The following is a 12,616-nucleotide window of genomic DNA, read 5'->3' on the forward strand; positions in this document are numbered from 1 at the left end:
TCGACATGAGGAGACGAGGATGACGTTCGAGCTGCACGTGGACACCGAGCGGTGGCGTCGGCACCTGACGGCCACCGCCGCGCGGCTGCCCGGGCTGGTCCCGGTGATCAAGGGCAACGGGTACGGGTTCGGCCGCGAACGACTGGCGGCGGAGAGCACCGCGCTGGGTGCCGACACCGTGGCGGTCGGCGTGTACGCCGAGGTGCCCGAGGCGCTGGCGACCTTCGGCGGCGACGTGATGGTGCTCGGCCCGTGGCGTCCATTCCTGGACGGCTCGGCCGTGGAGCAGGCGCTCGCCGACCCACGGGTCGTGCACACGGTCGGTCGCGTCGAGGACGTGACCGCCCTGGCACGGGTGCGCCCGGGGGCCCGGGTCGTCGTGGAGGGCGAGACCTCCATGGCCCGCCACGGGCTCGACCGGCACGAGCTGGCCGCGGCGGTCGCCGCCCTCGGCGATCTGCAGGTCGAGGGCTTCGCTGCCCACCTGCCGATGACCGGCAGCAACCTCGCGGAGGCCGAGTCGTGGGCCGCCGCCCTGGAGGCCTCGCAGCTCGAGACCTCGACGTTCTTCGTGTCGCACCTCGGTCCGAGCGAGCTCGACCAGCTGCGCGAGCGGCGCCCCGGCCTCACGGTGCGGCCCCGCGTGGGCACGTCGCTGTGGCTCGGCGACCTCGGAGCGCTCGACGTGCGTGCCCGGGTGCTCGACGTCCACCGCGTCTCGCGCGGCGAGCGCGTCGGGTACCGCCAGCGCCCCATGCCGCGCGACGGCTACCTGCTGGTGATCTCCGGCGGCACGAGCCACGGCGTCGGCCTCGAGGCGCCCCGCGCGGGCGTGGGCGTGGTCCAGCGGGGCAAGACGTTCGCCAAGGGCAGCCTCGAGGCGGCTGGGCTGGCGCTGAGCCCCTTCACCGTCGACGGCCGGCAGCGCTGGTTCGCCGAGCCGCCGCACATGCACGCCTCGCAGGTGCTGCTACCCGCCTCGGCCGCGGCACCCGCCGTGGGCGACGCCGTGTCGTGCGCGGTGCGCTACACGACGGCCACGTTCGACCGCGTCGTGCTGGACTGACGGCCCGCCCCGATCGGCCGGCCGCGTCGGCCTGGTCGGGTTCTGCCCTGCGGCTGCGTCGGCCCGGTCGGGTCCTGCCCTGCGGCTGCGCCGCTGCGGCTCCGGGTCGACCTGCTCCCCGAGAGGCCTCGACCGGCCGACCGGGCCCGAGGCTCGCCGAGCACCCCGGCTTCGGGGCGCGCGGGAGCCTACGTCGTCCTCGCGCGCTCCTCCTGCGCCGTCGGGAGCCGTCGGAGGTAGGTCTCGCACCGGATGGCGGAGGCATGAGGTGTGAGACCTACCTCCGGCTGCCCGATTCGGTGCGAGACCTACCTCTGACCGGCGGGTTCGGTGCGAGACCTACCTCTGACGAGTCAGTCGTTGCCGCCCCCGCCGCCACCGCCGGGGAAGGTGGGCGTCGGCTCGGGCTCGGAGGGCTCGGGCTCGGTCGGGGCCGGCGTGGTCGGCTTCGGGGTCGTCGGCTCGGGCTTCGGCTTCGGCTTCTCGGTCTTCTTCGGCCTGGGCGCGGGCGGGACGTAGGTGTTGCCCTTGTCGGCCCGGATGTTGGCCGGGGCCGGGAAGCTGCCGCACTCGGTGCCCTCGAGCGCCGGGTCCATGAACGCCTTGAAGGTCTGCGCCGGGTAGGTGCCACCGAAGAAGGGCACGAGGTACCCCTCGAGGTCCTCGTTGCCCACGCCGCGGCTGAGCGTCACGGCCGTGGCCAGCTTGGGCGTGGCCCCGACGAACCACGACGACGAGACGCGCTGGTCGTCGTCGGCGCCGGCCGTCGCGGTGCCCGTCTTGCCGGCCGTCGGGCAGATCGTGCGCCCGCTCGTGCCGGTACCCGCCTGCGTGACCTTCTGCAGTGCCGCGAGGGTGTCGGCGGCGACGTCCTCGGGGATCGTGCGCTTGGTCTCCCGCGCCGGCAGCTCGAGCTCGTCGCCCTGGGCGCTGGTCACCTTCGACAGCACGTGCCACTCCGCGCGCTCGCCCTCGGCAGCGAGGGTCGCGTAGGCGTTCGCCATGTCGACCGCGGGCACGCCGGCATAGCCGAGCGACGTGACGGCGACCGGGTCGATCTGGTCGGTCACCGTGGCCGGGATGCCGGCGTCGTTGGCGGCCTCCAGCACCTTGCGGGCGCCGACCGAGATGTCGGCGTCGGCGCCGCCGCTCATCTGCTGGGTGATGTCGACGAAGGCGGTGTTGATGGACTTCTGCGTGGCGAACTCGAGCGTGACCCGGCCGAAGGACTGACCACCGCTGTCGCCCTGGTTGCCGACCTCGGCACCACCGATGCGCACCGGTGAGTTGCCGTTGAGGGTCGTGCGCAGGCTGTAGCCGTCCTCCAGCGCCGCCACGAGCGCGAACACCTTGAACGTCGAGCCCGGCTGCACGCTGGAGGTGGCCCAGTTCAGCTGGCTCTCCAGGTAGTCCTTGCCGCCGTACATCGCCTTGACGTCACCGGTGCCCGGCTCGACCGACACCAGGCCGACGTTGAGCTCGTCGAGGTCCTGCGGGACGGTGTTCTCCACCGCGTCGACGGCGTCGGCCTGCAGACGCTTGTCGAAGGTCGTGACGACGCGCAGGCCGCCACCCAGGATCTGGTTGTCGCTGAAGCCGGCGTCCTGCAGCTGCTTCTGCACGAGGGCGAGCAGGTAGCCCTTGGTGCCCTTGAAGCGGTTGGCGTTCTTCTTCTCGGCGAACTTCGGCAGCCGCTCCTGGAACTCCGCGGCCTCCTCGGCCGTGATCGCACCGGACTTGGCCATCCCGTCGAGCACGTAGCGGTAGCGCGGCAGGATCCGCTCCTCCGCCCCCTCGGTGTAGGGGTCGTAGTAGGTCGGGTTGTTGATGACCGTCGCGAGCATCGCGGCCTGCGGGTAGTTCAGCTCGGACGCCGGCTTGTCGAAGTAGGTCTCGGCCGCGACCTCGACGCCGTACGCACCGTTGCCGAAGTAGATGGTGTTGAGGTAGCCCTCGAGGATCTCGGACTTGCTCAGCTGGTTGTGGATCTTGATCGACAGGATCGCCTCGCGCACCTTGCGCTTGTAGGAGCGGTCCTGGTTCAGGTAGAGCACCTTCACGTACTGCTGCGTGATGGTGGAGCCGCCGCCGGTGATCTGGCCGCTCGTGGCGTTGTCGCGCGCGGCGCGGACGATGCCCTTGAAGTCGAGGCCGCGGTTCTCGTAGAAGGTGCGGTCCTCGGCCGCGATCACGGCGGCCTGCATGACGGCCGGGATCTCGTCGAGCGGGACGCTCTCACGGTCCTGCATGGCGAAGTCGCCCAGCTCGGACTTGCCGTCGGAGTAGTAGACCTTGGTGGTCTGGGTCTGGAAATCGGCGTTCGCGTCGGGGATCTCGATGACCCGGTAGAGCACGAAGAACAGCAGCGCGCCGCCCAGGATCCCGAGCACGACGAGCACCGCGAACCAGCGCAGCACCTGCTTCCAGCGCGGGCCGTCGCCACTGATGCGACGGAACAGGCCCGGCTTGCTCGGGGTGCTCTTCGCCTTGGTTCGATGCGTGCTGGTGGCCACGGACCACTTCCTCCGTCTCGGCCCTGCTCCTGGCAGGGCGTGGTGCTGTGCGTGCGCCCGGGACACGGCGCGGCATCAGGCCAGTGTGCCTGACCAACCTGAGAAGGCCATGATGCACGGTCCCCCTGCTCTGTGGCACGTGTCTCGTCCAGACGGTCTCGCCCTACCCACCCGACCTGACATACGGTCTTTCATGTCATGCCGCGCTGATGTATCGTCCCGATATACCGAGTCGTCACGACGACGTCTCTCGAGCCGGCCAGGAGGATCGCGATGCCCCGTCGCGGAGCGACCCTCGAGCTCGCCACCATCGGTCTGCTGCACGACACGCCCATGCACGGCTACGAACTGCGCAAGGAGCTCATCAGCCTGCTCGGCTGGGGCCGCGTGCTGTCCTACGGCACGCTCTACCCCTGTCTGAAGTCGCTGGTACGGGCCGGTCTCATCGAGGCCGACGACGACCCGGCCGTCGAGGTCCGCGGCCGCCGCAACCGGATCGTCTACCACCTCACCGCCGCCGGCAAGGAGCACTTCGCCCATGCCATGGAGGACTCCGGGCCCGCCACGTGGGACGACGAGACCTTCAGCGTCCGGTTCGCCTTCTTCGCCCGCACCGAGCGTGCCACGCGCATGAGGATCCTCGAGGGCCGGCGCAGCCGACTGCAGGAGCGGCTCGAGAACGTGCGCGAGGCCACCCAGCGCGGCCGCGACCGCGCCGACGCCTACACCCGCGAGCTGCAGCGCCACGGCCTGGAGTCCGTCGAGCGCGAGGTCCGCTGGCTCACCGAGCTCATCGAGCGCGAGCGCGAGCCGCAGGACGAGCCGCCACCTCCTCCCACCTGACCCCCTCATCCGCACGACCATCCATCCACCCGTCATCACCCGTCACGAAGGAGAACCCATGGGTTCGGCCACCAACCAGATCCGCGTCGCGATCGTCGGCGTCGGCAACTGCGCCACGTCGCTCATCCAGGGCGTCGAGTACTACAAGGACGCCGATCCGGCGGGCACCGTCCCCGGGCTCATGCACGTCCAGTTCGGCGACTACCACGTCAACGACATCGAGTTCGTCGCCGCGTTCGACGTCGACGCCAAGAAGGTCGGCTTCGACCTGGCCGACGCCACCACCGCCAGCGAGAACAACACCATCAAGATCGCCGACGTGCCGCCCACCGGCGTCACGGTCCAGCGCGGCCACACGCTCGACGGCCTCGGCAAGTACTACCTGCAGACCATCGAGGAGTCCGACGCCCCCGCCGTCGACGTCGTCCAGGTGCTCAAGGACACGCAGGCCGACGTGCTCGTGTCCTACCTCCCGGTGGGCTCGGAGGAGGCCGACAAGTTCTACGCGCAGTGCGCCATCGACGCCAAGGTCGCGTTCGTCAACGCCCTGCCCGTCTTCATCGCCTCCGACCCCGAGTGGGCCAAGAAGTTCGAGGACGCCGGCGTCCCGATCATCGGCGACGACATCAAGAGCCAGGTCGGTGCCACCATCACGCACCGTGTCATGGCCAAGCTGTTCGAGGACCGCGGCGTCTCGCTCGACCGCACCTACCAGCTGAACGTCGGCGGCAACATGGACTTCAAGAACATGCTCGAGCGTGAGCGCCTGGAGTCCAAGAAGGTCTCGAAGACCCAGGCCGTCACGTCGAACCTCACCGGCTCGCTCGCCGGTGTGGGCGCCAACGACCGCAACGTGCACATCGGCCCGTCGGACTACGTGGCGTGGCTCGACGACCGCAAGTGGGCCTACGTGCGCCTCGAGGGTCGTGCGTTCGGCGACGTGCCCCTGAACCTGGAGTACAAGCTCGAGGTGTGGGACTCGCCCAACTCGGCCGGCATCATCATCGACGCCATCCGTGCGGCGAAGATCGCCAAGGACCGTGGCATCGGCGGCGCCCTGCTGAGCGCTTCGTCGTACCTGATGAAGAGCCCGCCGGAGCAGCGCCCCGACGACCTCGGCCGCTCGAAGCTCGAGGCGTTCATCCGCGGGGAGGAGGAGCGCTGAGCGCTCCCCCCTGACGACGACGGGGCCCGGACACCTGACGGTGTCCGGGCCCCGTCGCGTCTACGGGTGGTGCGTCACGCCTGCTCGACGCGGCGACGGCCGAGACCGACCATCGCGACGCCGCCGGCGAGCAGCGCCACGCCGGCGACCACGAACGGTGCCATCGAGTCGGCACCCGTGGCCGGCAGCTGCGCCGCGGCCGACACGGGCACGGTCGCCACGGCCGGCGTGACGCGGTTCGAGGTGTCGCCCCCGTCGGACACGGCCGGGTCGCTCGGGTCCGTCGGATCGACCGGGTCGGTCGGGTCCGTCGGGTCGGTCGGGTCGACAGGCGCCTCCTCGAGGCCCTCGGGGAACGGGTTGTACCCGAAGAAGTAGGTCCCGGGGGCGCCGTCGTCGCTGCTGGACGGACGCGCGGTCGAGTAGGAGTCGGCGCCGACGGTGGCCAGCGAGTCCAGTGCCTCGGCCTCCGTCGGTGCCACGCCGTAGAAGAGGAAGAACTCGACGAAGTCGCCCGCAGCCAGCGAGCCGAAGCCCAGGTCGAAGTGGGCGACCAGGTCGTCGGGACCCCGGTCGTCGACGTCGCCCTGCTCCGTGCCGAAGTCGCTCCCGAGCACGTTGGCGTCGACGAAGTCCGTGCCGGCACCGACGACCGCCACGTCACGGTCCACCACGCTGACGAGCTCGGAGAAGGCCGTCGGCTCGGCGTCCCAGTCCATGACGCGGCGGTAGCGGACGTCGTCGAGCGTGCCGTCGGTCAGGTTCTCGATGCGCACGCGGATGACGTACACGTTCGGGTCGAGCAGCGAGGGGGTGAAGGCATGGGTCACCCGGAAGGTGGGCGCCTGCGGGTCACCCACGGTGACGACGGAGGTGGCGGTCGTCGGCGTGACGTCGAAGGACTCCACGGTGAGGTTGCTGCTGCCACCCAGGGCCTTCAGGCTCTGACCGCTGACACCGGTCCCGGCGTCACCCACGCCCCATCCCTCGTACGGTCCGCCGGCTCGCAGGCCGTCGTTGCCGGTCGACTCCTGCTGCAGGCCGACGAGCTCCCCGGCCTCGCCGTCGTACACGATCAGCGAGCCCTCGTCGTTCACGCCCAGATGGACGGTGCCGTTGCTGATGCACGCGCCGGGGAAGCAGGCGTCGGTGGGATCGGGTGCGGCCAGGGCGGTCACGGGCCCCTCGGCGCTCCGGCCGACCGAGGCCGGCGCAGGTGCCGCCGCGGGTGCCGAGGCGGAGGCGGGTGCCGCCTCGGGTGCCGAGGCGGAGGCGGGTGCCGCCTCGGGCGCGGAGGCGGTGGCGGGTTCGGGGGCCGACTCGCTGGCGGGTTCGGGCGCCGGGGCCGACTCGGTCGTGGTGATGGGCTCGGCGGACTCGTCCGCCAGGGCTGCGCCGGGGGTCACGACGACGCAGAGCATGGCGCCGGCCAGGAGGGCGGCAGCACGCGCAGATGCGCGGGGGAGGTGGGTCATGAGCGCAGACTAGGTCGATCGCTCCGCCTCCATACGTGTTTTGAACTCTTCGTCCAGCTCCGGGGTCCTTCGGCATGGTCCCGCACCACCCTGGATCGGTCTCGACGCGAGGAAGCACCGAGCTGTCGATAAGGTTCGACCGTGTCGATCGACCTGCGCCGCGCCGAGTCCGTGCGTGGTGGCGTGTACGCCGCCGTCCTCGTCGCGCTCGTGGTGCTCCTCGCGGCACTGGCCACGCTCGTGGTCACCGACGCCTCGCAGGACCTCGACGGCGAGGTCGCGCAGGCCGCCTTCGACATCAGCTACTCGCGTCCGTGGCTGGTCGACGTGCTCGAGGTGATCGCGCTCGTGCTGTCGAACGTCGGTGTGGGCATCGCGCTCGCCGTCGTCGCCGCGATCGCGTTCGGGCGCCGCGAGTGGCGCATCGGGATCTGGGTCGTGCTGAGCGGTGTGGTGGCCATCGGCGGCAACGCACTCGTCAAGCTCGTCTTCGCGCGACCCCGTCCGGCCTGGGAGGATCCGGTCCACGAGATCGGCGGGTACTCGTTCCCGAGCGGCCATGCCGCCGGCGCCGGGGTGCTGTTCACCGTGCTGGCGATGCTGACCATCGTGGCCACCGGCCGCGGCTGGAAGCGTCGCATCCTGCTCTCCCTCTGGACCCTGCTCGCACTCGTCACCGCGGCCGACCGGGTGCTGCTCGGGGTGCACTACCTCACCGACGTCACGGCGGGTCTCGCCTTCGGCGCCCTGGTGGCCGTGGCCCTCTGGCTGGTCGTCGCCACCGACGCCAGCCGCCTGCCCTCGGAGCTCGCCGTGCTCACCGGGACCGGACGCAAGCGTGCCGCCGTCGTGCTGAACCCGTCGAAGGTCGCCGACGTCGAGGAGTTCAAGACGCGCGTGCGACTCGTGGCGGACCAGAACGAGTGGAACGAGCCGCTGTGGTTCGAGACCACCGTGGAGGATCCCGGCTACGGGCAGGCGCAGGCCGCCCTCGAGGCCGACGTGGACCTGATCGTCGCCGCCGGTGGCGACGGGACCGTCCGCGCGGTGTGCGAGGAGGCGGCCCGCACCGGCGTGGCGGTCGCGATCATCCCGCACGGCACCGGCAACCTGCTGGCCCGCAACCTCGGCGTCCCGCTCAACCCGCGCGACGCGCTCGAGGTCGCCTTCGGCGGCCAGGACAAGGCGATCGACCTGGCCCGGTTCACGACCGACGGCGGGGTCGACACCAGCTTCCTGGTCATGGCCGGCCTCGGCATGGACGCCATGATCATGACCGGCGTCAACGACGAGCTGAAGAAGAAGGTCGGCTGGGCCGCGTACTTCGTGTCCGGCATCAAGGCACTGCGCTTCCCGGGCATGAAGGTCACCATCACCGTCGACGACGGCGAGCCCCGGACCTTCCGGGCCCGCACCGTGGTCATCGGCAACGTCGGCTTCCTGCAGGCCGGTCTGCCCCTGCTGCCGGACGCCCAGGTCGACGACGGTGAGCTCGACGTCGTGGTCATCGCACCGCGTCGGCTGTTCGGCTGGGTCTCGATCGCCCTGCGCGTGATCGCCCGCCGCAAGCGCACCAACGACCGCCTCGACCGCTTCACCGGCCGACGTGTGCACGTGAAGGCCTCGGGCCCCACCCCCATGCAGCTCGACGGCGACCCCGTCGAGGAAGGCACCGAGATCACCGCGGAGGTCCGCCCCGGCGTGCTCCTCGTGCGGGTGCCGGTGCTGCCCGCGACGCTCAAGCACTAGCCTCCGGCCGGTCCCACCGGAAAGGACCATGGTCCTTTCGGGTGGGGGGAAATGGCCCTGCCCGGTGATGGTGGCGCGGGGCGGGCGAGCCTACCGTGGAGCCACGAGGGTAGGAGAGGAGTCAATCCTGCCCTGATGGTCCCGAATTGGCTGCAATTCCAAGGAAAATTCGGTTCGACCCACCGTGACGCCGCCTCGGGGTTGCTCGTTGAGCAGCACGAGCGACGACGTCCGGTCGCTCATCCCCCCTCTGCACCGGCACGTCGTGCCGCGCACCCGAACGGACTCCTCTCATGCTCACCAGACTCCTCCCCGTGCTCGCGCTCGTCGCGGGCACGGCCATGATGCCCGCGCCGGCCCTCGCCGCCGAGGGCGAGGCACCACCGACCAGCGTCGAACAGGCCCCGGCCGCCGCGCCGGCGCCCGACCCCGCTCCTGCTCCGGCGCCCGACCCCGCGCCCGCGCCCCCGCCCGTCGAGGAGGCGGCAGCCCCCGCCCCGGAGCCGGCAGCGAAGGCCGCCGACGCCTCGGCACCCGTCGCCCGCGCCGCGAGCGCGAAGCCCGACAAGCCGACCGGCCCCCCGGCGCCGCCGAAGGACACGCCGAAGAAGGTGTACGTCTGCAAGTACGTCGGCACCCCCGGCGACGACGAGACCCTCAAGAACGTCATCGAGGTCTCCGTCAACACGCTGAAGGACTTCACCGGCAGCTTCCCCTCGACCTTCCCCGACGCACAGGGACGTTCCATCGCCATCGGCTACGCCGGCGGCGACGAGCCCGTGCTCGGCCTCGACGCCTGCCCCGCTGCCGACGGCGGCGACCCCACCGATCCGGTCGATCCGGTCGATCCGGTCGATCCGGTCGAGGTGCCCAAGAAGGTCTACGTCTGCAAGTACGTCGGCACCCCCGGCCTCGACGAGGAGCTCCAGACCGGCCAGAACCCCATCGAGGTCTCCGTCAACGCCCTCGACGACGGCTTCCCCGGGACCTTCCCCTGGTCCTTCACCGACGACGTCGACGACTGCCCGGCGGCCGACGGCGGCGACCCCACCGACCCGGTCGATCCGGTCGATCCGGTCGAGGTGCCCAAGAAGGTCTACGTCTGCAAGTACGTCGGCACCCCCGGCGTCGACGAGGAGCTCCAGACCGGCCAGAACCCCATCGAGGTCTCCGTCAACGCCCTCGACGACGGCTTCCCCGGGACCTTCCCCTGGTCCTTCACCGACTCGAGGACTGCACCCCCGACGTGACCGATCCCGAGCCGCTGGCCGCGACTCCCCAGTTCGCGACGGCTCCCACGTGCCCGACCGACGGCGGCATGCCGCGCGCGCTGTTCGTGCTCGACGGCCTGTTCACCGCCGTCATCACCCCGACGGTCGGCGTCATCGCCACCTTCACCGAGGGTGACGGCATCACGGGTCCGTGGGAGCTCACGTTCACGCCGGCCGACGGCTACACGCTCGTCGACGACGAGGGCGACCCGCTCGAGAGCCCGTACGTGGTCTCGGGCAACGCCGGCGTCGCCGCCGACTGCGACGAGATCGTGGTCGTGGACCCCGAGCCGACGGGTGTCACCCCGGCCTTCACGACCGAGCCGACCTGTGCCGTGGACGACGCGGTCTCGGCGCTGGTCGCGATCGACGGGCTCAATCGCGTGTCCGTCGTGCCCACGGCGGGCGTGGTGGCGCAGTTCACGCAGGGCGACGGTCTCACCGGTCCGTGGGCCCTCGAGTTCACCCCGGTCGAGGGCTTCGAGCTGGTGGACGGCGAGGGCGATCCGCTCGGCGTGCCGTACGTCGTCTCGGGCGACGCCGGCGTCGCTGCCGACTGCGAAGAGATCGTGGTGGTCGACCCCGGAGGGGACCCCGACCCCGACGAGCCGACCGAGGAGACCGGTACCTCCGGCGATGACGAGACCGGCACTGCCGGGATCTCCGACGCCGGTGGCACCCTGCCGAACGCCGGCGGCACCTCGCTCTGGCTGCTCGCGGCCGGCGCGATGCTCGCACTCGCCGGCATGACGGTCCTGCGCCGGGGCAGCCGCTCCGACGACGCTGCGCCGACCTCGGTCGCGGTGGGCCACGTCGCGATGGCCGGACCGCCTCCTTCGGCAGCGCTTCCGGCACTGGTGGCCCCGGCTTCCCTCACGAGCCGTGCGGCGCCCCGCCGGGTGCTGCGCCGACGTGACCTGGCCTGGCTGGGTGCGGCGGTGGCGATCGCCCTGGGCATCGGAGTCCGGCGCCAGCGCGCCTGACCCGTGAACGAGGACCGCCCGGCACCCTGGGGTGCCGGGCGGTCCTCGTTCGTCAGGGGACGACGCGTCCGAGCTCGGCGTTCAGCGAGGTCTTGAGCGCGTCCGGGGCGAAGGAGGCGTCGACGGCCGCTCGCGCCAGGTCGACGACGCCCGCGCGGTCGAGGCCGAGCAGGTCGGCGGCCACCGCGTACTCGCGCGACAAGGTGGTGCCGAACATGGGCGGGTCGTCGCTGTTGATCGTCACCGGGACCCCGGCGGCCACCAACGTGGGCAGCGGGTGCTCGGCGAGCGACGGGACGGAACGGGTGCACACGTTCGACGTGGGGCACACCTCGAGCACGATCCCGCGCTCGGCGAGCAGCGCCATGAGCTCGGGGTCCTGCGCCGCGGCGATGCCGTGGCCGATGCGCTCGGCCCCGAGGTGCTCGATCGCGTCGCGGATCGTCTGCGGGCCGGTGGACTCACCCGCGTGCGGGACGCTGCGCAGCCCCGCGGCGCGGGCGGCGTCGAAGTGCCGCGCGAACTGCGGCCGCGGGACGCCGACCTCGGGGCCGCCCAGGCCGAAGCCCACCAGCGCGTCGGGCCGCAGCCGCAGCGCGACGTCGAGCGTCACGTCGGCCGCCTCCACCCCGGACTCGCCGGGGACGTCGAAGATCCAGCGCAGCACCAGGCCGGTCTCGGCCTCCACCCGACGGCGGGCGTCCTCGACGGCCTCGAGGTAGGCCTCGGCGGGGATGCCGCGCACGATGGACGTGTACGGCGTGAGCGTCAGCTCGGCGTACCGCACGTTCTGCGCCGCGAGATCGGTGCCCACCTGGTGGGTGAGGGTCCAGAGGTCGTCGGGCGTGCGCAGCAGGTCCACGACCGACAGGTAGACCTCGATGAAGTGCGCGAAGTCGGTGAACCGGAAGTAGTCGGCGAGCGCGGTGGGGTTGGTCGGCACGGGCGTGCTGCCCTCGTGGCGCTGGGCCAGCGTGGAGACCGCCTCGATCGATGCCGACCCGACGTGGTGCACGTGCAGCTCGGCCTTCGGGAGCTGCTGGAGGAACGCGATGTCGACCGAACCGGTGTGGGCGGCTCCGGCGTCGTCGGCGCTCCGCCCGCTCATGGGACGTCGGTCGCTTCGGGCACCACCGAGAGGTGGGGCTGGGCCGCCTGCTGCTGCCGCTCGACCACGCTGCCGCGGTCGGCGAAGTCGACCTCGAGCGTGAGCACGTTCTCGTCGTCGAGGTCGAACGTGACCCGACGGGCCGTGGCCGTGAGGTTGCCGGCCTTGCCCTCCTCGAGCCACTCGGTGCTGCCGTCGTCGGAGACCAGGCCCACCCGGGCCTGCTCGCCGCGCTGACCCCGGAAGACGACCGGGCCGGGGCCGCTGTCGCGGATCACCAGGGCGCCGCGGCTGACCCGCCGGTCGTCGGTCTCGACGGTGGGGGTCTCCTCACCACCGAAACGCCCGAACGACCACTTCTGGTCGACGAGCACGACGTCCTCGCCCGACCTGCCGTCACTGACCTCGTACCTCACGATCAACACGTCCGTCAGTCTAGGCAG

The 12,616-nt window shown here is 71.6% G+C and carries 10 protein-coding genes; 6 read left to right on the forward strand and 4 right to left on the reverse strand.

The window, feature by feature from the left end:
* The first annotated feature begins 19 nt into the window (after nt 1-19).
* Nucleotides 20-1,066 carry an alanine racemase gene (locus ASF35_RS01390; RefSeq protein WP_055961707.1) on the forward strand — a complete coding sequence of 349 codons (1,047 nt, stop codon included), beginning with the start codon at nt 20-22 and terminating at the stop codon, nt 1,064-1,066.
* 353 nt (nt 1,067-1,419) lie between these two features.
* On the opposite strand, the gene ASF35_RS01395 is transcribed toward ASF35_RS01390, so the two are convergent.
* Nucleotides 1,420-3,579 (reverse strand): transglycosylase domain-containing protein, encoded by a 2,160-nt coding sequence (locus ASF35_RS01395; RefSeq protein ID WP_055961710.1) that lies wholly within the window; start codon nt 3,577-3,579, stop codon nt 1,420-1,422.
* 273 nt (nt 3,580-3,852) lie between these two features.
* On the opposite strand from ASF35_RS01395, the gene ASF35_RS01400 reads away from it, so the two are divergent.
* Entirely contained in the window at nt 3,853-4,422 is a 570-nt protein-coding gene (locus ASF35_RS01400) for a PadR family transcriptional regulator (RefSeq protein ID WP_055961713.1), read from the forward strand.
* A gap of 58 nt (nt 4,423-4,480) precedes the next feature.
* The gene (locus ASF35_RS01405) at nt 4,481-5,587 is read left to right on the forward strand and encodes an inositol-3-phosphate synthase (RefSeq protein WP_055961716.1); all 1,107 of its coding nucleotides are present in this window, start codon (nt 4,481-4,483) and stop codon (nt 5,585-5,587) included.
* Between the two features lie 74 nt (nt 5,588-5,661).
* Here the strand turns inward: ASF35_RS01405 and ASF35_RS01410 are convergent, their stop codons facing one another.
* Entirely contained in the window at nt 5,662-7,062 is a 1,401-nt protein-coding gene (locus ASF35_RS01410; RefSeq protein WP_055961721.1) for an LPXTG cell wall anchor domain-containing protein, read from the reverse strand.
* Between the two features lie 141 nt (nt 7,063-7,203).
* Between ASF35_RS01410 and ASF35_RS17550 the strand changes: the two genes are divergently transcribed.
* The 3 genes from ASF35_RS17550 to ASF35_RS01425 all read left to right on the forward strand — a co-directional run bounded on the left by ASF35_RS17550 (nt 7,204) and on the right by ASF35_RS01425 (nt 11,065).
* A complete protein-coding gene (locus ASF35_RS17550; RefSeq protein WP_082495311.1) occupies nt 7,204-8,811 on the forward strand; it encodes a diacylglycerol kinase family protein in 1,608 nt (535 codons plus the stop codon).
* A 293-nt stretch (nt 8,812-9,104) separates the two neighbouring features.
* On the forward strand, nt 9,105-10,061 hold the full coding sequence (locus ASF35_RS18265) for a hypothetical protein (protein WP_055961724.1): 957 nt from the start codon (nt 9,105-9,107) through the stop codon (nt 10,059-10,061).
* Nucleotides 10,058-11,065, forward strand: coding sequence for a hypothetical protein (locus ASF35_RS01425; RefSeq protein ID WP_055961727.1), 1,008 nt, complete (start codon nt 10,058-10,060; stop codon nt 11,063-11,065). Before ASF35_RS18265 ends, ASF35_RS01425 begins: the two co-directional genes overlap by 4 nt.
* 52 nt (nt 11,066-11,117) lie before the next feature.
* Here ASF35_RS01425 and ASF35_RS01430 read toward each other — a convergent pair whose 3' ends face one another.
* Together ASF35_RS01430 and ASF35_RS01435 are read right to left on the reverse strand one after the other, a co-directional pair.
* Nucleotides 11,118-12,173, reverse strand: a complete 1,056-nt coding sequence (locus tag ASF35_RS01430; protein ID WP_055961730.1) for an adenosine deaminase — start codon at nt 12,171-12,173, stop codon at nt 11,118-11,120.
* Complete coding sequence (locus ASF35_RS01435) at nt 12,170-12,598, reverse strand: hypothetical protein (protein ID WP_156364731.1); 429 nt, start codon at nt 12,596-12,598, stop codon at nt 12,170-12,172. Before ASF35_RS01435 ends, ASF35_RS01430 begins: the two co-directional genes overlap by 4 nt.
* Nucleotides 12,599-12,616: the final 18 nt, after the last annotated feature.

The organism is Aeromicrobium sp. Leaf291 (assembly GCF_001423365.1).
Classification (GTDB): domain Bacteria; phylum Actinomycetota; class Actinomycetes; order Propionibacteriales; family Nocardioidaceae; genus Aeromicrobium.

Excerpts from the sequence above, each read along its gene's own strand:
- ASF35_RS01390 (WP_055961707.1), top strand. The coding sequence starts at position 20 with ATGACGTTCGAGCTGCACGTGGACACCGAGCGGTGGCGTCGGCACCTG.
- ASF35_RS01400 (WP_055961713.1), top strand. The coding sequence starts at position 3,853 with ATGCCCCGTCGCGGAGCGACCCTCGAGCTCGCCACCATCGGTCTGCTG.
- ASF35_RS01405 (WP_055961716.1), top strand. The coding sequence starts at position 4,481 with ATGGGTTCGGCCACCAACCAGATCCGCGTCGCGATCGTCGGCGTCGGC.
- ASF35_RS01410 (WP_055961721.1), bottom strand. The coding sequence starts at position 7,062 with ATGACCCACCTCCCCCGCGCATCTGCGCGTGCTGCCGCCCTCCTGGCC.
- ASF35_RS18265 (WP_055961724.1), top strand. The coding sequence starts at position 9,105 with ATGCTCACCAGACTCCTCCCCGTGCTCGCGCTCGTCGCGGGCACGGCC.
- ASF35_RS01430 (WP_055961730.1), bottom strand. The coding sequence starts at position 12,173 with ATGAGCGGGCGGAGCGCCGACGACGCCGGAGCCGCCCACACCGGTTCG.